The sequence below is a fragment of the Yoonia rosea genome, from assembly GCF_900156505.1.
Taxonomy (GTDB): domain Bacteria; phylum Pseudomonadota; class Alphaproteobacteria; order Rhodobacterales; family Rhodobacteraceae; genus Yoonia; species Yoonia rosea.
In genome coordinates, this window is sequence record NZ_FTPR01000001.1 from 2,062,383 (window position 1) to 2,082,507 (window position 20,125).

The window sequence follows — 20,125 nt, forward strand, 5'->3', positions numbered from 1 at the left end:
TTACGTTTCACATCTCTACCGCGTGCTGGCAGGTGACAGCGGCTTGAACCACGCATTGTTCAACCGCCACAGCCCAAAGGCCAAGGGGATCGCGGCCAGCCCGCCGATCACATAAGCCAGTGGTTCGTCATAGAAGCTTTCAAACATCTGCGTATAGGCGTGGATGCCCGCAAAGGTCATCGCTGCGTTGAACATACCCCGACGGTTGGACATCGCAGCCCAGATGATGAGTGCGCCAAGCAACAGTGCCCAGATCATCGCATAAACCCCTTCACTGATCTCAAGTGCTTGCGCGCGGTAGACATCGCGTGCGGCGTCATAGGCCTGCCAATCGCCAGTAAAGTCACTGTAAACCGGACCCCACAGGCTTTCACCCACAACATCGCCCCAGATGCTGCCCACCAGAAAACACAGGTTGGCCACGATAAACGCCATAATCATCAAGACACCCGCTTGCCGCCCCATTTTTGCATCGCCGCGACTGATGGCCCACAAACAGGCCCCGATCAGCAAGCCCATTTGCAAAATACTGAGCGTCGTTTCAGGCGAATAGAAGACATAGGCTGCCGTGAAATAGTAGGTGCCGGTGTCCAGCATCTGGCCAAAAGGAATGATCGCCAGCGCGGTGATAAAACGTATGTCCAGTGTCAGGCCCAGCGCTGCAATGGCCGCAAAGACGTAAAAATGGATCAGCGGCATCGGCCAGCCAGAAAGCGCAAATTGATCGGCGGCACCGTAGACACCGACCACATGCAGTGCGGCGGCCATCACCAGCACAGCGCCATAGGCAAAGCGCAATTGGACCAACCCTGCCCTGAAGCGCCAGAAGAACAGCGCCGCCAGCACGGACCCAATGAGTGCAAGCAAGATGCCCGCACGGTCTGGTATCTTGTCGATCAATTCAAACGCCGTACCGGAAATCAACATCCCCGCCCCGATCAACGCACTGGCATTACCGAACATTCGGTAAAGCGCCGCACCTTTACGCAGGATCAACAAACCGGCACCCAGAAAAAGACCGCCGCAGACAGCCACGCTCGCAGCACTCGCCAAGAGAAACACCAATCCCAGCGTCGCCGCCAGAATACCTGCGATCAGCAGGCTATTGACGCAAAGCGCGATCATCGCGGACCGCGCACGCGATTTGATCTCATCCGCCTGCACCGGGTTGATGACACCGTCCGCAACCAATTGGTCTGTTTGGGCAACGTAATACATGACGCCTCCTGACTATGCTTCGCAATCGGGATACATCATTTTTGAACGTTGTTCAATATTTTATTTTACCCGCATCCAATTCTCTGTAAAGGCGATATCGTCACAGCCCCCAAAGACCGCAGCACGATCCAGCTCTCTGCGCAGCGCCGCGATGCGCCCCGCACCCATACGGACACCCGGTTCGGGCCAGAACGCCCGGACTGCAAGAACACTGCCTTCCCGTTTCATATCGATGCGGCCAATGATACGGTCGCCCTCTAGCAACGGAAAAACATAATAGCCGTATTTGCGTTGGGGGGCCGGCACGAAAATCTCGATACGGTAGAAGAAACCGAAAAGCCGCTCTGCCCGTTTGCGGTCCCGCAAAGCGGGATCAAACGGTGAGAGAATACGCACACGCGGCACAGGTGCTAATGGCAAGCTGTCCATCACATCGGGCCGCGCAAAGGACCGGCGCAATTTGCCATCCACGCCTTCCACATCAATCTCGATCAAACGACCCTCGGCCAGAGCGGTCGCGCACCAAACCTTTGCCTCGGCGGGGCTCACGTGATCCCAGAACGCGGCCAATTCGCCGCTGGTGGCAAACCCGAGCCGGTCGAGTGCGCCGGAACAGCACCAGTCGATCGTCTCGTCCGGATGATGGCGGCGGTTGAGGTGTTCGGCAGGAATCACCCGTTCGGTCAGATCATAGACCTTGGTAAACCCGTCGCGGCGGAGCACGGATATCTGGCCTGAGCGCCACAGATACTCAAGCGCCGTCTTGGAGGGATGCCAATCCCACCAGCCGCCCGACCCACGGCTTTCCCCCTCTCCCACCTGCCCTGAAGTGCAGGCCCCATGATCAGAAATCTGGCGCAGGACCGCATCGATCTTGCTGTGAAAATCATCGCGGCGCTGGTCTTGCCAGCGACTGGCCAGACGCGCCTCATCACGGGCAAAGCGCAGCCGCCAGTGGGCAAAGCTTTCGATCGGAATGATGGCGGCATCATGGGTCCAATGCTCGAACATCTGACGGTCGCGGTGCAGCAGGTGCTGCAGCCCGCGAGGCCGATATTGCTGGCGACGCGACCACAGGATGAGGTCATGGGCACGGGCAAACGTGTTGACGCTATCAAGCTGCACAAAGCCCAGCTGATCTATGACGCCCGTGAGATCGGCCCCTTTCCCTGCACCGGATGGCCGGCCCTGCAAGCCGTGCCGCGCCAGAAAAAGATGGCGGGCGGCGGAATTGCGCAACACCGGAACTGTCATGTGTCACGATCCTGGATCGCGATTTGTTGCAGGCGCAACTGGCGCAACGTCTCGACCATTGCCGCAGTCACAAGTCCGATGTTCAGCAAGCCATTCAACGCAGCCATACCGCCAAGCAGGCGCCATTCAACCGGCAAGAGGATGTCACCAAAGCCAAGGGTCGTGAAGGCGACCAGCGCGAAATAGACCGAAGTTTCCAGCGCATCAAAAACGCCCAAGGCCATGAACGTAAAGGCCCAAGTCCAGACTGCGATGGTCATCTGCAACAGGACCCAAAGCGCTGTCACACACAGAACAAGCATTAGTTTCGGCGCATGTGGTGCCCTGACCAGCCAAGGCCGCAAACGGCCCAGCCGTCTTTCCAGCACCCAAAAAGTGATCGCTGCTGTCATGATCGAAAACACAAGCAACGTGCTTCCAATGGCGATCTGAACAAACATCTTCACTCTCCTGCGCGGGCTGACCATCGGCACACCTTGTGCCACAGCGCGCCATCGCCTATTTGTGCCCAACTATGGCCAAGAAACCCGAAAACAAAAACTACAAAGTCATCGCCGACAACCGGCGTGCGCGCTATGACTATGCCATCGAGGATGATCTCGAGGTCGGGATCATTCTGACCGGTTCCGAGGTGAAATCCCTGCGCACAGGCCAATCCAATATCGCCGACAGCTATGCCAGCGTCGATGATGGCGAACTGTGGCTGACCAACGCCTATATCGCACCCTATGAGCGCGCGATGTTTACCCACGAGGAACGGCGCAAGCGCAAGCTCTTGGTGAGCAAGCGTGAATTGGCCCGCCTGTGGAACGCCACCAAGCGCGAAGGCATGACGCTTGTGCCGCTGGTGATGTATTTCAACGATCGCGGTCTGGTAAAGCTCAAGATCGCAACCGCCAAGGGTAAGAAGAACCACGACAAGCGCCAGACCGAGGCCAAGCGCGACTGGGGCCGCCAGAAGCAGCGGTTACTGCGCCACGGCGATTGATCCCCACGTGCCGGATTGCACCGGCAGGATGCCTCCGGCGGGGATACTTTCGGGCCAATAATAACATAGATGGTGCTTATCTGGTGGCTTGTCTTGCGCCGCGCTGCGCGGTAGGCCGTTTATGACTTGTGATTAAGGGGTATGCGATGACATCGGCCATGACTGACGATCCAAAAACGCTTGTCAGCACCGGATGGCTGGCGGCGCATATCAGGGATCCGGATCTGCGGATTTTTGACGCCTCATGGTATTTGCCCGATGCCGGACGCGATCCGAAGGCCGAATATGCGGCTGGCCATATCCCGGGTGCGCGGTTCTTTGATATTGATGAAATCAGCGATGCCCGCTCGGAACTGCCACACATGGCCCCGCCGGTTGAGAAATTCATGTCGCGGATGCGGGCAATGGGCGTGGGTGATGGCCATCAGGTCGTTGTTTATGACGGCATGGGTGTGTTTTCCGCCGCACGTGTCTGGTGGCTGTTCCGCCTGATGGGCCAAAAGAATATTGCCGTGCTGGACGGCGGACTGCCCAAATGGCTTGCCGACGGTTATCGGACCACCACAGCCACACCCACGATCCGTGACCGGCACATGACAGTGAAATACGAAGGTTTCCGCGTCCGTGATGTGACCGAGGTTGCGCGGGCGGCCAAGCTTGGCGATCACAGCATCATTGACGCGCGCCCACCCGGGCGGTTTCAGGGCACACAGCCCGAACCGCGTGAAGGAATGCGCTCGGGGCATATTCCGGGCGCGCAGAATGTCTTTTATCAGGACCTTCTCAACCCCGATGGCACGATGAAACCACCCGCAGCCCTGCGCGCCGTTTTCGAGGCCGCTGGCGTTGATCTGAGCAAACCTGCAATCACGACCTGTGGGTCAGGCTTGACCGCAGCAATCCTTTCACTTGCGCTTGAACGGATCGGCAAAATCGACCATGCGCTTTACGACGGGTCATGGTCCGAATGGGGCATGTACGCCGACCTTCCAATTGCGACCGGAGCAAACTGATGCTGGAAAACCTTTCCGCCCAACCCGCTGATAAAATTCTGGCCCTGATGGCCACCTACAAAGCAGACCCACGCACCGACAAGGTCGATCTTGGCGTCGGCGTCTACAAGGACGCGACAGGCAACACCCCCGTCATGCGTGCCGTAAAAGAGGCCGAGCGACGCATTATCGCGGATCAGACCACCAAAGCCTACACAGGGCTCGCGGGGGACCCGGAATTCAGCGCCGTGATGAAGGACCTGGTGCTGGGCGATAGTGTACCGAACGAACGCGTTGCGGCCATTGCAACCCCCGGCGGCACCGGTGCTATTCGTCAGGCGCTCGAACTGATCCGCCTTGCTGCACCCAAAGCTACGGTCTGGCTGTCCAACCCCACGTGGCCGAACCACCCGTCGATTATCAAATACCTTGGCATGAAAATGGCCGAGTACCGCTATTTCGACAATGACACGCGCGGTGTCGATTTCAACGGCATGATCGCGGACCTTGAAAAGGTGGCGGAAGGTGATGTCGTGCTTTTGCACGGCTGCTGTCACAACCCCACTGGCGCGAACCTCACCTATGGCCAGATGGAGCAAGTCATCGGCCTGATGCGCAAGAAAGGTGCCGTGCCTTTCGTCGACATTGCCTATCAGGGTTTTGGCGACGGGCTTGCCGATGATGCGAAGGCCACACGCCAGATTGCCAGCAGCTTTGAGAACTGCCTGATTGCGGCGAGTTGTTCAAAGAATTTCGGCATCTACCGCGAAAGGACAGGCATTTTGATGGCGGTCACCAAGGACGCCGATCAGCAGGCCCTGACGCAGCAGAACCTGTCCTTTCTGAACCGCCAAAACTATTCCTTTCCGCCGGATCACGGGGCGCGGGTGGTCACGACGATCCTGAAAGACCCTGCGCTGCGCGCCGAATGGGAAGCAGAACTGGAGCAGACCCGCAACGGGATGCTCGCCCTGCGTCAGCAGTTGGCAGATGAGCTCAAGCGCCTCACCAACAGCGACCGTTTTGATTTCCTCGCGCACCACCGCGGCATGTTCAGCCGTCTTGGTACGACACCCGAAGTGGTCGAAAAGCTACGCGCGGATCACGGCATCTACATGGTCAGTGACAGCCGTATGAATATCGCCGGTCTGAATGCCGAGACCGTGCCTGTGCTGGCCCGCGCGATTGTGGCGGCAGGCGTATAGACACCGTTCTGAATCTTGCAGGCGCAGCATGACTTGCTGCGCCTGCAAATTACGCTTGTGAGCCGCTACGCAATAATATACCGAACAGAGCAACCTTTAGGTAATATTCATTCGTCGAGGATCCGCCATGTCATTCCGCCTGCAACCCACACCGCCCGCACGTCCGAACCGCTGCCAGTTGTTCGGCCCTGGTTCGAACACCAAGCTTTTCGAAAAGATGGCGGCAAGTGCGGCGGATGTGATCAACCTTGACCTTGAGGACAGCGTGTCCCCCTCGGACAAGGACGCAGCGCGGGCCAATGTGATCAAGGCCATCAACGAGGTCGACTGGAACACAAAATACCTCTCGGTGCGGATCAACGGCCTTGATACGCCTTACTGGTACAAAGACGTCGTCGATGTGCTGGAACAGGCCGGTGACCGGCTTGACCAGATCATGATCCCGAAGGTCGGCTGTGCTGCGGATGTTTACGCCGTCGATGCACTTGTCACCGCAATCGAGGCTGCAAAGGGACGCGCCAAGCGGATCAGCTTTGAGGTGATCATCGAATCAGCGGCTGGTATCGCCCATGTTGAAGAGATTGCCGCCAGTTCGCCGCGCATGGCCGCGATGAGCCTTGGGGCCGCTGATTTTGCGGCCTCGATGGGGATGCAGACAACAGGCATTGGTGGCACACAGGAAAATTATTACATGCTCCATGGCGACACGCGGCATTATTCCGACCCGTGGCACTGGGCGCAGACGGCCATCGTCGCGGCCTGCCGCACACATGGTGTGTTGCCCGTCGATGGACCATTCGGTGATTTCAGCGATGACGAGGGCTACCGCGCACAGGCGCAGCGGTCGGCGACGCTGGGCATGGTCGGCAAATGGGCGATTCACCCCAAACAGATCGCATTGGCAAATGAAGTGTTTACGCCGTCGGACGAAGCCGTGGCCGAGGCGCGCGAAATCCTTGCCGCGATGGAAGACGCCAAAGCACGTGGTGAAGGCGCGACCGTCTATAAAGGCCGACTTGTCGATATAGCCTCGATCAAACAAGCCGAAGTGATTGTGCGCCAGTCCGAGATGATCGCGGGCTGACGCGTTTCTTTACTGCCCGGCCAGTTTCAGCTGACCTGCTTCAAAGGCGCGGCGGCAATCTGTGGCATCGCGCATGATGTCGTCTTGCAGCAGGGGTGTCGTCGTCATGCCGGGACCTTCGAAACGCATGTCATCGCATTCGTTGTCATTCGACCATTCGCCGGCATCATTCCCAAAATCAATGGTGCCGTCAGATGACACACCTGCAAGCCGCAAATTGCCGGCCTCATATGCCGTCCGACAATCTGTGGCGTCTGCCAAAACGTCCTCTTGCAAAAGAGGGGTCGAGGTCAGACCAGGACCAGTAAAGCGCCCGTCATCACATTCGCCATCATTGGCCCATTGGCTGCTGTCATCGCCAAAGTTGATTGATTGGGCCTGCGCTGGTGCAGTCAAACCAAGCAAGACGGCGGCCGTTACGGTCAAAATTCGCATTGTATATCCTCTTGTGCGACAAATTGGCACAATGATGCGATGACCCTCCGCGTATTGCAAATGGCAATATTATGGCAATCCGCTGCCGTTGCACTTGATCAAACCATGCGCCATATAACGATAACCGCATGCACAAGGCTTGGATTTCATGACGCAATACCTCGATTTTGAAAAACCGCTCGCAGAGATTGAAGGCAAAGCCGAAGAGCTGCGCGCGATGGCCCGCGAAAATCCCGAGATGGACGTCCAGAAAGAAGCCTCTGCGCTGGACAAAAAGGCCAATGACCTGCTGAAATCCCTTTATGCGGACCTGACACCATGGCGGAAATGTCAGGTCGCCCGTCACCCCGAACGGCCGCATTGCAAAGACTATATCGAGGCGCTTTTCACCGAATACACCCCGCTGGCCGGTGACCGCAACTTTGCCGACGATCTGTCCGTGATGGGCGGTTTGGCGCGTCTGAATGGCATTCCAGTCATGGTGATCGGCCATGAAAAAGGCAACGACACCAAATCACGCATCGAACGCAATTTTGGCATGGCACGCCCAGAAGGGTACCGCAAAGCGATCCGTCTGATGTCCTTGGCAGACCGTTTCGGCCTGCCTGTCATTACACTGGTCGATACCCCCGGTGCCTACCCCGGCAAAGGCGCGGAAGAACGCGGCCAGTCCGAGGCGATTGCGCGGTCAACAGAGAAGTGTCTGGAACTGAAAGTACCGCTGATCAGCGTCGTGATCGGCGAAGGCGGGTCTGGCGGTGCGGTCGCATTTGCCTCGGCCAACCGTGTCGCGATGTTGCAGCATTCGATCTACTCGGTCATCAGCCCCGAAGGCTGTGCGTCAATCCTTTGGAAAGACGCCGACAAAATGCGTGAGGCAGCCGAGGCGCTGCGCCTGACGTCCGAAGACCTGCACGAATTGGGCATCTGCGACCGGATCATCCCCGAACCTTCGGGCGGCGCGCATCGCCACCGCGATGAGGCGATTGCGGCCGTTGGCGAGGCGCTGATCACCATGCTGAACGAATTGCGCAGTCTGTCGGGCGATAAACTCCGCGCAGACCGTCGCAACAAGTACCTCGCCTTGGGTGCAAAGGGTCTTGCTGCATAAGTGGCTTTGCTGCGTGGACATTGGCAGCTTCTGGCGCTGACCGCAGCGGTGTTTGTGTTGTGGCAAACGCCGGCGGTTGTGCCTTTGAAAGTGCTGATCGTCTTTTTTCACGAGGCATCACACGCGATTGCAACGCTCCTGACCGGTGGCGATGTTGTCAGCCTCTCGGTATCGCCTGACCAAGGCGGCCTTGTGATCAGCCGAGGCGGCAACCGATTCGTCACGCTGACGGCGGGATATCTGGGTTCACTGGTCATTGGTGTTGCCCTTTTGCTGGCTGCAACGCGCACAGCGGCAGACCGTAAGGTCATGGCGCTTTGCGGCGTGGTCACGCTAGTCATCGCAGGCCTTTATGTCCGCGACCTGTTCGCACTGGCGTTTTGCGTGGGCATGGGGGCCGCCATGCTGCTGATGGCACGGTTTCTGGGCCACAATGCGAATGACCTGGCACTGCGTGTCATCGGTTTGACCAGCATGATCTACGTGCCCTACGACATCTTCAGCGATACGATTGCCCGCGCGAACCTGCGCTCTGATGCGCGGATGCTGGCAGAAGAATTCGGCGGCACCACGATGATGTGGGGCGGGCTTTGGTTGATCGTCAGTCTTGCGGTGATCGCGTGGTGTCTACGCAGAGGCTTGGGCCGCAACAGCAATCTTAAATTGCGCTGACTACCACATGGTATCAGCGGCACGTGCGGACCAGCCAGCATCATAATCCGCACCGTCAAAACCGGCTTCCTGCTCGGCCAGTAGATCGCCAACGCTGGGCAAACCCGCACTCTCATCATCCGCCGTCCACAGACGCGCACGCATCAGGGCCCGCGCGCATTGGCTATAGACCTCGGCAACAGTAATCACGACTGCGCTGCGCGGCTGGTGGGTCTTTTGGTTAAACCGGCCAATCAAGTCAGGATCAACCGAGACAACCGCCGTGCCATTCACGCGGATCACATTGTTTGAACCGGGCACCATGAACAACAGACTGATCCGTCCGTCTGCCACGATATTGCGGAGCGTATCTATCCGGTTGTTGCCGCGCCAATCCGGCAGCAACAGCGTCTTGCTGTCCAAGACCTGCACCACCGGGCCATCATCGCCACGGGGGCTGCCATCCGTGCCCTCCGGCCCGACGGTGGAAACAATGCATAGACGCGATGCCATGATCCACTTGCGATAAAGAGGGGTCAGCTGTGGGGCGACCTTGATCAGCGAGGCCTTGCCGGGTGTGCCATAGAGCGCCTCAAGTGCGGCCACATCCGCGACGACATGATCAGCCATCAAATCCGGCTTCTTTATTCAGCCGGTCAGAGGCCGTCTCGATCTCATCCTCAAGGCGGCGCATGAATTCCGCCACCTCCAACCCCGGTTCAATCCGCGGCAAAAATTCAAAGACTGCCGTCCCCTGTTTGCGCATGACCCCACGCTTGGGCCAGAACACGCCGACGTTGGTCGCAACCGGCACCACCGGTTGGCCCAATTCACGGTAGAGCGCGCCGGTCCCGATTTTGTAAGGCGCTTTCACCCCCGGGGCGATGCGCGTTCCTTGGGGGTAGATAATCAGCTGACCGGCGCGCGCACGGCCAGCCTGCACATCGGCCACCATCTGCTTGATCGCCACACCACGTTTGCCGCGGTCGACAGGAATACAGCCGATCCGCAGACCGAATTGGCCGATAATCGGTGCATATTTCAGGATGGCCTTGAAAATGAATTTGCCGCGCGGCATCGCGCCATAGATCATGAGCACATCCAGAAAAGACTGGTGCTTGGGGGCGACCATGACCTCGTCACTGGGCGGTTCACCCCTGATTTCGCATTTCAGACCGATCATCCAGCCTGCGCTCCAGCGAATGTAGCGGCAATAGGCATGACAGGCCGCGACAGCACCGTCTGCCGATATGATCGCCGCGGGTGTATAGATGACCCCGACGACCAGCATCGCCACATACATCTGAATATTGAAGATCAGCGAGCGGACCCACTGGATAGCATTGCTCATGTTTGCTCCCTCAATCTGCGGAACGCCGCCGCGCGGGTCGCAAAGAAGGCAACAATTGCAGCCAGAACAGGGATCAGCAAGGGCCAAACCCATTCAGCACCTTCAAAGCCGACACCCAGCAGAAGGCTACTGGTCGCATCGCCTTGCGGCATCAGGGACACAACGCCCAACCCGATCAGCATCCCCACCAATGCGCCCCCGGCCGCCCGCAGCGTGAAACGGCGGACAAAGGCGCGAGCGATATAGGCATCCTTGGCCCCCACCAACCGCAAAACCGCGATGATCCGCGCATTGGCAGCCAGTGCGGCTTGCGCGGCGAGGGTAATCATTGCCGCCACAGTCCCGCCGATCAGCACGATGACCGCCCAACCGATCAGCCGCACACGTGCCGCCGCATCCAGCAACGGCGCACGCCAAGCGGTATGGTCATCAAGGATTGCGCCAGGCACTTGCGCGGACAGACGCGCACGCAAACCTTCAACATCAAAGTCGTCCCTATCAGTCACGATCTCGATCAACTGTGGCACAGGCAGCGCATCAAGCGGCAGGTCGGGCCCGAACCAGGGTTCAAGCAGGGCCAGTTGTTCATCCTGCGACAAGGCCCGCACACGCCTGACCCCCGGTGTCGTCTCCAGCACATCCAGCGCCGAAAGCAAAAGCGCATCCGCCGTGGCGGGATCAGCGGGCAAACGCAACGTTGCCGACTGGGCCAGATCGGCGGCCCAGAGGCTTGCCACACGATTGGTGGTGAAAGACACAGCAAGCGTGATCACCGCAAGAAACGCCATCACCGCCGCCACGAAAACCGTCAATCGCACAGTCATGCCGGTCTGCGGCACCGCGCGGTCCGCCTGCGGATCGCCCAACATCAATTCCAGCAGGGCCTTCATAGCTCGGCCCCTGCCTGCACAAGCTGGCCATCCTTAAGACGCAATACACGTGCGCTGATATCGGACTTGGCCGCGCGGATCATCGCCAGATCATGGGTCGCAATCAGGATTGTCTTTCCCATTTTGTTGAGTTCGATCAGCAGGCTCAGCAAGCGCTGCGACATTTCCCAATCAACATTGCCCGTGGGCTCGTCCGCAATAATCACATCGGGCGACACAATCACCGCCCGCGCAAGTGCCGCGCGCTGGCGTTCTCCGCCTGAGAGCTCGGGTGGCCGCTGGTTGGCCTGTGGCCCCAACCCCACCCAATTCAATAGCTCCGGCAGGTTCTGCGCGGCTTCATGCCCACGTCCCGACACGGTCAGAGGCAATGCGATATTCTCGGCAATGCTCAGATGATCCAGAAACTGGCAGTCCTGATGCACCACGCCGATGCGCCGGCGGGACATTGCCACCTCATCACGGTTCAGGGCGCCGGCGTCTTGGCCGAAAACGCGAACTTTGCCTTTGTTTGCCCGCAAATCCGCATAGCAGAGACGCAACAATGTAGTTTTTCCCGCACCTGACGGTCCCGTCAAAAAATGGAATGAACCGGGCGCAAGTGTCAGGGATATATGGGAAAAAAGCGTCTGACCACCATATCCGTATGAGACGTTCTCTAATTCGATCACGGTTCTTCCTCTGGCACTACACAGCTCTTCTGCCCAAATCTGCAACAGGTTTCAATGACCGCGCACACCTGCATGCGCAAAACCTTTGCGTTTGGCGCAGTGGTTGATAAATTGAGGTCGGTGACAACAATAAGCTCTTAAACCACCGGGCAGGCAAAAGGAATTTAACATGAGGCTGATTTGCCCCAATTGCGAAGCGCAGTACGAGGTCTCGGATGATGCGATTCCTCCGGGCGGGCGCGATGTCCAATGTTCGAATTGCCAACTGTCGTGGTTCCAGACTGAAAAACCAACCGTGCCGGGGCGCACGCCACTGAGGCTGAGCAACGACCAAGAGCCTGAAGATGCCGCGCCCAATTCGGTGGCAGAGCCAGAACCCGAAGCGACGGCAGAAATGCCCGAAGACTACGCGCAAAGCTTTGTTGACGAAATCGCTTCGGAAGTCCCACAAACTGCGCAAGAGCCAAAGCCCGCCCCGAAAACATCGACTGCGCCGCCCGAGCCGATGCGCCGACAACTTGACAATGCTGTCGCAAATATACTGCGCGAAGAGGCGGCGCTTGGCACGGCTGCAATTGCAGCTACCCCAAAGGCGCAAAGCCCTGTCGCAAACCCGCCGGCAACCGAAACGCCCAAACCTGCGGCGCCTGTTGCAGCTGACGAAACCCGTCAGCGCATCGCCATGATGACCGCTGAAGAGGGTGGCATCCGCAGCGGAACAAAAACTAGCACGGCAAAAGGCGACACAGCGAATGCCGACGAAGCGCACCTGCGGACGGTCCCCTCGATCAACGAGATCAACGCCACTCTGCGCGCCCGTGCACAGGCAAATGATGCGTCAGGGCTGACCGAGGCAGAAAAGATCGAAGCCGTTGAGCGAAAAGGTTTCCGGCGCGGGTTCTTCTGGGTGCTACTCTTGATGATCCTCGCGATCCTGCCTTACGTCTTTGCGGATCAAATCACCGAGCACCTGCCGCAGACAACCGAGTTTATGGCATCATATGTGATGACCGTCGATCAACTGCGCCTGTCGCTTAGCGAAACGGTGGAAGGTTTTATGGCAGAGTAACCTGCCACGCCACACCTTTTATACAGATGAATGCTGGTTGCTGATCTAGAACTGATCCAGCAAACGCCGCAGATAGTCCCGTTCAATTTCGGGTCTGTCCTGCTCTGCCGAGCGGCGACGGATTTCGCCCAGCAGTTCTTCGGCGCGGCGATTGATATCGCCGTTACCCAAAAGCTCTTGATCGGTGCCAAGCTGACCTGTGTTGCCCATTTCGCGCCCCAAAGGATCACGCTGACCCGGTGTTGGCCGGCCATTCGCCTCGCCCTGTTCTGAACCCTGCCCAGGCTCTGCATTCTGGTTTTCGGCCATCGCCTGCCCCAGTTCACGCATCCCGTTGCGCAATGCATCCATCGCTTCGGCCTGCTGGTCGATCGCCTCTGCAAGATCACCTTCACGCAGTGCCTCTTCGGCGCCTTCCATCGCACCCTCTGCGCGCTCAAGGGACCGGCGGGCCTGCTCGCCCGCGTCACCGCCGAGGTTTGGAAGGCCTTCACGCTGGCGCTGCAATTCTTCGCGCAGCGCACGCTGACGTTCCGCTAGACTGCGCTGATCGCCTTCGCCACCGGCACCGCTCCCGCTTTGTTCGCCACTCTCGCTATTCTCGCCGACGCCCTGACCTTCGCCTTGCTGGCCGCCCTGGCCCGGTTCAGTGCCTTGATTGCCCTGTTGTCCAGGCTGCGCGCCGGGTTCCTGACCGTCCTGGCCCTGTTGGCCTTGCTGCCCCTGCTGGCCTTGGTCGCCCGGGTTAAACTGGTCTTGCAGATCGCTGAAACTATCGTCCGAGAGTTCCTCCTGCTCGCGCAGCGTATCAGACAGGTCTTGCATAGACTGCTCGCCCGGACTTGGCGGGCCATCACCACCCTCGCCTTGGGTCACGCGCATGTTTTCCATCATCTGGTTGAGCTGTTCCATCAGCTCTTGCGCCTCGGCCATGCGCCCCTCTTGCATCAGCTCTTCGATGCGGTCCATCAGGGCCTGCAACTCATCCATGCCCATTTGCTGGCCCTGCTGGCCACTGTCCGCCTGATCGGTCCCATCAGAAGGTTCTGATTCTTCCGCCAGCATGCGCAGATAATCATTCGTTGCCTCGCGCAACTCTTGCATCAATTCGGCGATTTCCTCGTCCGAGGCACCATTGCGCATCGCCTCGGCCAGCCGTTCTTGCGCACGGCGCAGACGTTCACGGGCGTCGGCCAGACGGCCATCCTCCAACTGGATCGCCAGATCCCACAGTGCTTCGACGATCTCTGCCTGCCCCTCATCGGTCAGGCCGGTTTCGGCAAAACTATCCAGCCTGCGAATGATGGTCCGCAGGCGCAGATATGTTGTCTCGTTCGAGAAAAGCCCTTCGGGGCGATGCGACACAGCACGCAAGATCTGGTTCACGCGGCGCGCATTGGCCTTGGACCACATCAGGTCACGCCGCTGTTCAATCACGGCACGGGCAAAAGGCTGAAAGAACCGCCGCCCGGGCATGATCATGGGTTCCGGCGCGGTTGTTCCGGTCTGCTCTGCGGCGTCGGTCACCTCAAGCGTGAGAGTGACCGGCAGGTTTGCCAAAGGATGCTCGCTCAGGTTATCGACCAGAAATTCGTCAAAGTCAGCGCGGTCGCCGGTGAAAGGCATTGGCAAATCCAAGACCAAAGGATCGATAGGGTCGGGATCAATCGTCAGACCGTGCTGGCGCACGACCTCTGTGAGATCAAGGGTGAAGGTGGCTGTGCCAAACTCGACGCCATAGTCATCCACCGCACTGAACGGCTGGGATAATTCGCCCATTGCATCCACTTCGATCGGCCCTAACAGATCGACGGTCGGTGCCTGATCTTCAATCGCGGTGATTTCCCACGTCGTTTCCCTGCCGCCAAGGATTGAAAGGGTGCCGGATTGGGCCACCGTGAACTGCTGCTGCGCCGCAGCCGCCGAGCCCAAATCCTCAACGCGCCCCGAGACCGTCTCGGCAACCGTCAGTGCGCCCACTTCGCCATAAAGGCGCAGCGTCACCTGACTGCCCACTGCCACCCGCAACGGACCGGCGGGCACGTCATTGAGATAGATTGACGGTTTACCCGTATAAGCGGGCGCTTCGACCCAACCCTCCCAGACAGGACCGGTCGCCAAACTCTGCTCGCCGCGCGTGACCATGTCACCCACCGAACCGACGCGCAGGAATGATCCGAATAGCAAAGCCGCAACAAAGAACAACAGCGCAATAAACCGCAGACCATAGGGATCGCGATCCGAGATGCGTAAATCAGGCTCAATCGCCCGTGCCTCTTTCGTGCGCGCGGACATACGTTCCATATGTGCACGCCACACCGCCTCAGAGGCTGCATCCCCGCTGCCAATCGCCTGCGTATCTGCTATCGCAGCAATTGGCCTGCCCGGTATGGCCGCATCGACACGGCGCAGCGCCTCGGCCGCGGATGGCATGCGGAAACGCCAAATACCCCAAACCAGTGTTGCAACAAACGCGATAACGGCAACAACGGCACCGCCCCAGATTACCTCGAGTGGCAGCACATCCTGCCAGCCCATCATCAAGGGCGCGAGGATCAGAAAGACAGCAGTCCAGAACGGCCAGAACGCGCGCACAACCTGTTCGGCCACCATACCCAGCCGGGTGGCGGCAACCGGAAAGCGCAGGTGGCGCATCGGGTCGTTGTGATCTTTCAGCGGGCCTCTCCCTTTCTCGTGACGCGCGGCGGGAGGCTCTGATTCATTCAAGCCATGCCGGAACGTTATCGCGTGCAATCATATCTTCATAGGTAGGGCGTGGACGGATAACTGCAAATTGATCACCATCCACCAGAACCTCGGGGATCAGTGGACGCGAATTATATTCAGACGACATCACCGCACCATAAGCCCCGGCCGAACGGAAGGCGACCAGATCATCGGCTTTTACGGGGGGCATCTCACGGCCTTTTGCAAAGGTATCACCGCTTTCACAGACCGGACCCACGATATCGTATCTTGCTGGGGAAGTGCCCGCAGGTGCTTCATTTACAGGGATAATATCGTGCCATGCATCATACATCGCCGGACGGATCAGATCGTTCATCGCACCGTCAAGGATCAGGAATTCACGATCTTCGCCGGATTTGACGTAGATCACCTTGGACACCATCAAGCCGGCATTGCCCGAAATCAGACGCCCCGGTTCGATCTCGATCTCGCAGCCCAGATGGCCAACGGTGCGCTGAATGAGCGCACCATAATCGGTCGGCAATGGCGGCGCTTCGTTCGACCGCGCATAGGGAATGCCCAGGCCACCGCCCAGATCAAGGCGGGTGATCTCATGGCCATCTGCGCGCAGCTGTTCGGTCAGTTCGGCCACCTTGTTATAGGCTGCCTCGAACGGCGCCAGTTCGGTCAGCTGTGACCCGATATGCACGTCGATCCCGATAACCTTCAGGCCCGGCATCTTCGCGGCCATCGCATAAACCTCGCGGGCGCGGCTGATCGGGATTCCGAATTTGTTCTCTGACTTGCCTGTGGCGATCTTGGCATGGGTCTTGGCGTCAACATCCGGATTCACGCGGATCGTGATCGGGGCCACGGCCCCCAGCGACTGGGCCACCTGATCCAGCACGATCATCTCGGGCTCGCTTTCGACGTTGAACTGGCGGATGCCCCCCTCAATCGCGAGGCGCATTTCATCGGCGGTTTTACCGACACCGGAAAACACGATGCGATCCCCGGGCACACCCGCCGCTTTCGCGCGCAGGTATTCACCGCCCGACACCACATCCATGCCTGCACCGGCATTGCCCAAAAGCTTGATCACCGCCTGATTGGACAGCGATTTCATTGCAAAGCAGACGAGGTGGTCACCCCAAGCCAAGGCATCATCAAAAAGCTGAAAATGCCGCTTTAGCGTGGCTGTCGAATACACGTAAAACGGCGTGCCAACAGCCGCCGCGATTTCCGAAACAGGCACATCTTCTGCGTAGAGCGCGCCATCACGATAGAGAAAATGATCCAAGCCTGAGATCCTTGTCCAAAACTAGGCCTTGGACATAGCAGATCACAGGCAAAGACCAACCCTGATTTACGCCACTTAAACGCGAACTTTATGTTTGTCGCGGCGATAAACGATCCGGTCCCGCAGATAGAGATAGAGCGGCAAACCACAGCTCACCCCGATGCAATAGGTGGCGGGAATCGCCAGCAGGCTGAGCCAGTTCTTCCTCTTGATTGCCTCGGCAATAATCCAGACCGTCAGCGAAATCGCAGCAATCGTCAAATCCCAGACAAGCCCGCTGGTCGCCGCATTCACATGCCACGCGTCCACCATCGCCATGATGCTCCACCCTTCGGCCTGAAACCACGAGATGAAGTAATACATCGGATGTATCGCACCCCAGATCGCAAGCACAAGAAAGATATTTCGCATTAGAAACCAACCCCTACTGAAAACGTGCCGTTTGATGCGCCGACACTCGCACCCGTGCTGACGCCATCACTTCCCACGCTCAGGCCGACAGCGGCCGAGGGCTTCATCGGTGGGCCATCGGCCCCACATGCGGCCAGCATGGCGACGGTCAAAATCAATGAAATCCGCTTCATTTCAAAACCTCTTTCCCCAAGACCTCTTTCCAGTGCGCCACCTGCGCGCGGACCTGTACGGGCGCGGTGCCACCAAAGCTGGTGCGCGACGCAACCGAGTTTTCAACACCCAGCACATCAAAGACATCTGCACGGATGCCATCGTGAACCGCTTGCATGTCGGCCAGCGTCAGATCAGGCAGATCACAGCCTTTTCCTTCCGCCAACGCCACGAGCGAGCCAGTCACATGATGCGCCTCACGGAAGGGTAACCCAAGTTCACGCACCAGCCAATCGGCCAGATCGGTCGCGGTCGAAAATCCGCTTGATGCGGCAGCCTTCAGATTGTCCCGCTGCGCGGTCATATCGCCGACCATGCCCGTCATCGCAGCCAAGGCCAGCATCAGGTTATCAGCGGCATCAAAGGTCTGTTCCTTGTCTTCTTGCATGTCCTTGGAATAGGCTAGCGGCAGCCCCTTCATCACCGTCATAAGCGCAACATTCGCGCCAAAAATCCGGCCAATCTTGGCACGGATCAATTCCGCCGCATCAGGATTGCGCTTTTGTGGCATGATCGATGAACCCGTCGACCATTTGTCCGACATCTTCACAAAGCGGAACTGGGCCGAGGACCAGATCACGAGCTCTTCAGCCAAACGGCTCAGGTGCATGGCGCAGATGCTGGCAGATGCCAGAAACTCGAGCGCGAAATCACGGTCTGATACCGCATCAAGCGAATTGGCCATCGGGCGGTCAAAGCCCAGTGCCTTGGCCGTCATATCGCGGTCAATCGGAAAGGATGTACCCGCAAGTGCGGCAGCGCCCAAAGGTGAGGTATTCATCCGCTTGCGTGCATCCGCAAAGCGCGACCGGTCGCGCGCAAACATTTCCACATAGGCCAGCATATGGTGCCCCCATGTGACAGGCTGGGCTGTCTGCAAATGGGTAAACCCGGGCATCACCCAATCGGCCCCGGCCTCGGCCTGCCCCAAGAGGGCTGCTTGCAACGCGGCCAAAGCCTCATCCGCCTGATCGCATTGATCACGCACCCAAAGGCGGAAATCGACCGCCACCTGATCGTTACGCGACCGTGCCGTGTGCAAACGTCCTGCGGCCTCGCCAATGGTATCGCGCAAACGCGCCTCGACATTCATGTGAATGTCTTCAAGCGCGGCCGAAAAAGGAAAATCCCCCGTTTCAATCTCTGACAATACGGTGAGCAGGCCTTCCCGTATCGCCTCGGCATCGGTATCTATAATGATGCCTGTGGCGGCCAACATGGCGGCATGGGCGCGTGAACCTGCGATGTCTTGCGGTGCAAGTCGGCGGTCATACCCGATTGAGGCATTGATCGCCTCCATAATCGCGTCTGGTCCGGCGGCGAAACGCCCGCCCCACATTGTGTTTGCAGATTTGGTCATAAAGGAAGTCGCCCGTGCGCAAGTTGATATCAGCCCTGCTTTATACGGCCCTTATGGGTCTTGCAAACACTGGCCATGCCGATGTGGCCATGGCAGAGGCCTTGCGGGAAGGCGATATGCGCAAACTGAACTTTCACAGCACCCCTGTTGCAGCGTCAGATGTGCCGTTTACGGGTGCCGATGGCAGCGAAATGACACTGGCGGATTTCAGTGGGAAATATGTGGTCCTCAACTTCTGGGCCACATGGTGCGCGCCCTGCCGCGTAGAGATGCCCCATCTGTCAGCGCTGCAGACCGCGATGGGCGGTGACCGGATGGAAGTCGTCACCATTGCCACAGGTCGGAACCCTCTGCCTGTCATGCAGCGGTTCTTCGAGGAGATAGACGTCGACAATCTGCCACTTCATACCGATCCGCGCCAAAGCCTTGCCCGCGGGATGGGCGTTTTGGGTCTGCCGGTCACCGTCATCCTTGATCCTGACGGCTATGAAGTCGCGCGGATGCAGGGCGAGGCGGACTGGTCCAGTGAAAACGCGATGGCGATCATGCAGGCCTTGATCGGGCCGGAGAGCTGAACAGAGCTACATCCATCCAGCCTCGCTAGGCCCGTCCGGCTGTCGCCGACAATAGCAACGGGTCAACCCCCAGCAACTTCAGCGCCGCCGCCCATTTGCCGGCATTGTCGGCCCCAAAGAGGATCTCATCAGTGGGCGCACAGGTCAGCCAGCCATTCTGGCGGATTTCGTATTCCAACTGCCCCGGCCCCCAACCGGCATAGCCCAGCGCCATCATCGCGACATCAGGGCCTTCGCCTTTTGCCAGATCTTCCAGCACCTCAAGCGTTGCTGTCATGCGGTAGTTATCATCAACGTCCAGCGTGCCGGTATCCGATGCATAATCACTCGAGTGCAGGACGAACCCGCGCTGATAATCCACAGGCCCACCGTAATGCACGCGCAAATCACGCGCGTTGGAAGACACGGGAATTTCCATCTGCGCAAGGAGTTTGGAGAAACGAATACCCTTTTCCGGCTTGTTGACGATCAACCCCATGCCGCCTTCTTCGGAATGGGCGCACATATAAACCACGGTCTTTGCAAAACGCGGGTCCGACATATCGGGCATCGCGATCAAAAGCTTACCGACAAGGGACGAATCTGGGCGGGTCATGGCCATAAGATGTGAAACCATGCCCTGTGACGCAAGCGCCATCATTGCAAACGCTGATGTAATC

Annotated in this window: 22 protein-coding genes; 8 read left to right on the top strand and 14 right to left on the bottom strand. The window is 58.6% G+C overall.

Features of this window, described 5'->3' with window-relative positions; all coding sequences use genetic code 11:
- Positions 1-15: 15 nt before the first annotated feature.
- The 3 genes from B0B09_RS10270 to B0B09_RS10280 are packed head-to-tail and all read right to left on the bottom strand — an operon-like array spanning position 16 to position 2,912.
- On the bottom strand, positions 16-1,218 hold the full coding sequence (locus B0B09_RS10270; protein ID WP_076659468.1) for a hypothetical protein: 1,203 nt from the start codon (positions 1,216-1,218) through the stop codon (positions 16-18).
- A gap of 60 nt (positions 1,219-1,278) precedes the next feature.
- On the bottom strand, positions 1,279-2,472 hold the full coding sequence (locus B0B09_RS10275) for a winged helix-turn-helix domain-containing protein (RefSeq protein ID WP_076659470.1): 1,194 nt from the start codon (positions 2,470-2,472) through the stop codon (positions 1,279-1,281).
- Positions 2,469-2,912 (bottom strand): ion channel, encoded by a 444-nt coding sequence (locus B0B09_RS10280; protein WP_076659471.1) that lies wholly within the window; start codon positions 2,910-2,912, stop codon positions 2,469-2,471. Before B0B09_RS10280 ends, B0B09_RS10275 begins: the two co-directional genes overlap by 4 nt.
- A 74-nt stretch (positions 2,913-2,986) precedes the next feature.
- On the opposite strand from B0B09_RS10280, the gene smpB reads away from it, so the two are divergent.
- The 4 genes from smpB to B0B09_RS10300 all read left to right on the top strand — a co-directional run bounded on the left by smpB (position 2,987) and on the right by B0B09_RS10300 (position 6,741).
- Complete coding sequence (gene smpB, locus B0B09_RS10285; protein ID WP_055686848.1) at positions 2,987-3,460, top strand: SsrA-binding protein SmpB; 474 nt, start codon at positions 2,987-2,989, stop codon at positions 3,458-3,460.
- Between the two features lie 158 nt (positions 3,461-3,618).
- On the top strand, positions 3,619-4,473 hold the full coding sequence (sseA, locus tag B0B09_RS10290) for a 3-mercaptopyruvate sulfurtransferase (RefSeq protein WP_076659901.1): 855 nt from the start codon (positions 3,619-3,621) through the stop codon (positions 4,471-4,473).
- Positions 4,473-5,657: an amino acid aminotransferase gene (locus B0B09_RS10295; RefSeq protein ID WP_076659473.1), complete on the top strand. Its 1,185-nt coding sequence runs from the start codon at positions 4,473-4,475 to the stop codon at positions 5,655-5,657. The genes sseA and B0B09_RS10295 overlap by 1 nt, the downstream gene beginning before the upstream one ends.
- Positions 5,658-5,784: 127 nt before the next feature.
- Positions 5,785-6,741: an L-malyl-CoA/beta-methylmalyl-CoA lyase gene (locus B0B09_RS10300; RefSeq protein WP_076659474.1), complete on the top strand. Its 957-nt coding sequence runs from the start codon at positions 5,785-5,787 to the stop codon at positions 6,739-6,741.
- A 9-nt stretch (positions 6,742-6,750) separates the two neighbouring features.
- On the opposite strand, the gene B0B09_RS10305 is transcribed toward B0B09_RS10300, so the two are convergent.
- Positions 6,751-7,176 carry a hypothetical protein gene (locus tag B0B09_RS10305; protein ID WP_055293664.1) on the bottom strand — a complete coding sequence of 142 codons (426 nt, stop codon included), beginning with the start codon at positions 7,174-7,176 and terminating at the stop codon, positions 6,751-6,753.
- 148 nt (positions 7,177-7,324) lie between these two features.
- Here B0B09_RS10305 and B0B09_RS10310 point away from each other — a divergent pair, with 148 nt between their 5' ends.
- A complete protein-coding gene (locus B0B09_RS10310; RefSeq protein ID WP_076659475.1) occupies positions 7,325-8,287 on the top strand; it encodes an acetyl-CoA carboxylase carboxyltransferase subunit alpha in 963 nt (320 codons plus the stop codon).
- Complete coding sequence (locus B0B09_RS10315) at positions 8,288-8,959, top strand: M50 family metallopeptidase (RefSeq protein ID WP_076659477.1); 672 nt, start codon at positions 8,288-8,290, stop codon at positions 8,957-8,959.
- Here the strand turns inward: B0B09_RS10315 and B0B09_RS10320 are convergent, their stop codons facing one another.
- The 4 genes from B0B09_RS10320 to B0B09_RS10335 are packed head-to-tail and all read right to left on the bottom strand — an operon-like array spanning position 8,960 to position 11,850.
- Positions 8,960-9,568 (bottom strand): pyridoxamine 5'-phosphate oxidase family protein, encoded by a 609-nt coding sequence (locus tag B0B09_RS10320; RefSeq protein ID WP_076659478.1) that lies wholly within the window; start codon positions 9,566-9,568, stop codon positions 8,960-8,962. It abuts the gene before it with no gap.
- Positions 9,561-10,289, bottom strand: coding sequence for a lysophospholipid acyltransferase family protein (locus B0B09_RS10325; RefSeq protein ID WP_076659479.1), 729 nt, complete (start codon positions 10,287-10,289; stop codon positions 9,561-9,563). The genes B0B09_RS10320 and B0B09_RS10325 overlap by 8 nt, the downstream gene beginning before the upstream one ends.
- Positions 10,286-11,179, bottom strand: coding sequence for a cell division protein FtsX (locus tag B0B09_RS10330; protein ID WP_076659481.1), 894 nt, complete (start codon positions 11,177-11,179; stop codon positions 10,286-10,288). The genes B0B09_RS10325 and B0B09_RS10330 overlap by 4 nt, the downstream gene beginning before the upstream one ends.
- Positions 11,176-11,850, bottom strand: coding sequence for a cell division ATP-binding protein FtsE (locus B0B09_RS10335; RefSeq protein WP_076659482.1), 675 nt, complete (start codon positions 11,848-11,850; stop codon positions 11,176-11,178). The genes B0B09_RS10330 and B0B09_RS10335 overlap by 4 nt, the downstream gene beginning before the upstream one ends.
- 169 nt (positions 11,851-12,019) lie before the next feature.
- Between B0B09_RS10335 and B0B09_RS10340 the strand changes: the two genes are divergently transcribed.
- A complete protein-coding gene (locus tag B0B09_RS10340; protein ID WP_076659483.1) occupies positions 12,020-12,919 on the top strand; it encodes a zinc-ribbon domain-containing protein in 900 nt (299 codons plus the stop codon).
- A gap of 45 nt (positions 12,920-12,964) precedes the next feature.
- On the opposite strand, the gene B0B09_RS10345 is transcribed toward B0B09_RS10340, so the two are convergent.
- The 5 genes from B0B09_RS10345 to argH form a co-directional block, all read right to left on the bottom strand.
- A complete protein-coding gene (locus tag B0B09_RS10345; protein ID WP_076659485.1) occupies positions 12,965-15,574 on the bottom strand; it encodes a TIGR02302 family protein in 2,610 nt (869 codons plus the stop codon).
- 64 nt (positions 15,575-15,638) lie between these two features.
- The gene (gene lysA, locus B0B09_RS10350) at positions 15,639-16,907 is read right to left on the bottom strand and encodes a diaminopimelate decarboxylase (protein ID WP_076659486.1); all 1,269 of its coding nucleotides are present in this window, start codon (positions 16,905-16,907) and stop codon (positions 15,639-15,641) included.
- A 75-nt stretch (positions 16,908-16,982) separates the two neighbouring features.
- Positions 16,983-17,318: a DUF2834 domain-containing protein gene (locus B0B09_RS10355; protein WP_076659488.1), complete on the bottom strand. Its 336-nt coding sequence runs from the start codon at positions 17,316-17,318 to the stop codon at positions 16,983-16,985.
- Positions 17,318-17,491: a hypothetical protein gene (locus B0B09_RS17965; RefSeq protein ID WP_165689317.1), complete on the bottom strand. Its 174-nt coding sequence runs from the start codon at positions 17,489-17,491 to the stop codon at positions 17,318-17,320. The genes B0B09_RS10355 and B0B09_RS17965 overlap by 1 nt, the downstream gene beginning before the upstream one ends.
- On the bottom strand, positions 17,488-18,891 hold the full coding sequence (gene argH / locus B0B09_RS10360) for an argininosuccinate lyase (RefSeq protein WP_076659489.1): 1,404 nt from the start codon (positions 18,889-18,891) through the stop codon (positions 17,488-17,490). Before argH ends, B0B09_RS17965 begins: the two co-directional genes overlap by 4 nt.
- 14 nt (positions 18,892-18,905) lie before the next feature.
- On the opposite strand from argH, the gene B0B09_RS10365 reads away from it, so the two are divergent.
- Complete coding sequence (locus tag B0B09_RS10365) at positions 18,906-19,466, top strand: TlpA family protein disulfide reductase (RefSeq protein ID WP_076659491.1); 561 nt, start codon at positions 18,906-18,908, stop codon at positions 19,464-19,466.
- 25 nt (positions 19,467-19,491) lie between these two features.
- On the opposite strand, the gene B0B09_RS10370 is transcribed toward B0B09_RS10365, so the two are convergent.
- Positions 19,492-20,061: a YqgE/AlgH family protein gene (locus B0B09_RS10370; protein WP_055294661.1), complete on the bottom strand. Its 570-nt coding sequence runs from the start codon at positions 20,059-20,061 to the stop codon at positions 19,492-19,494.
- Between the last annotated feature and the right edge of the window lie 64 nt (positions 20,062-20,125).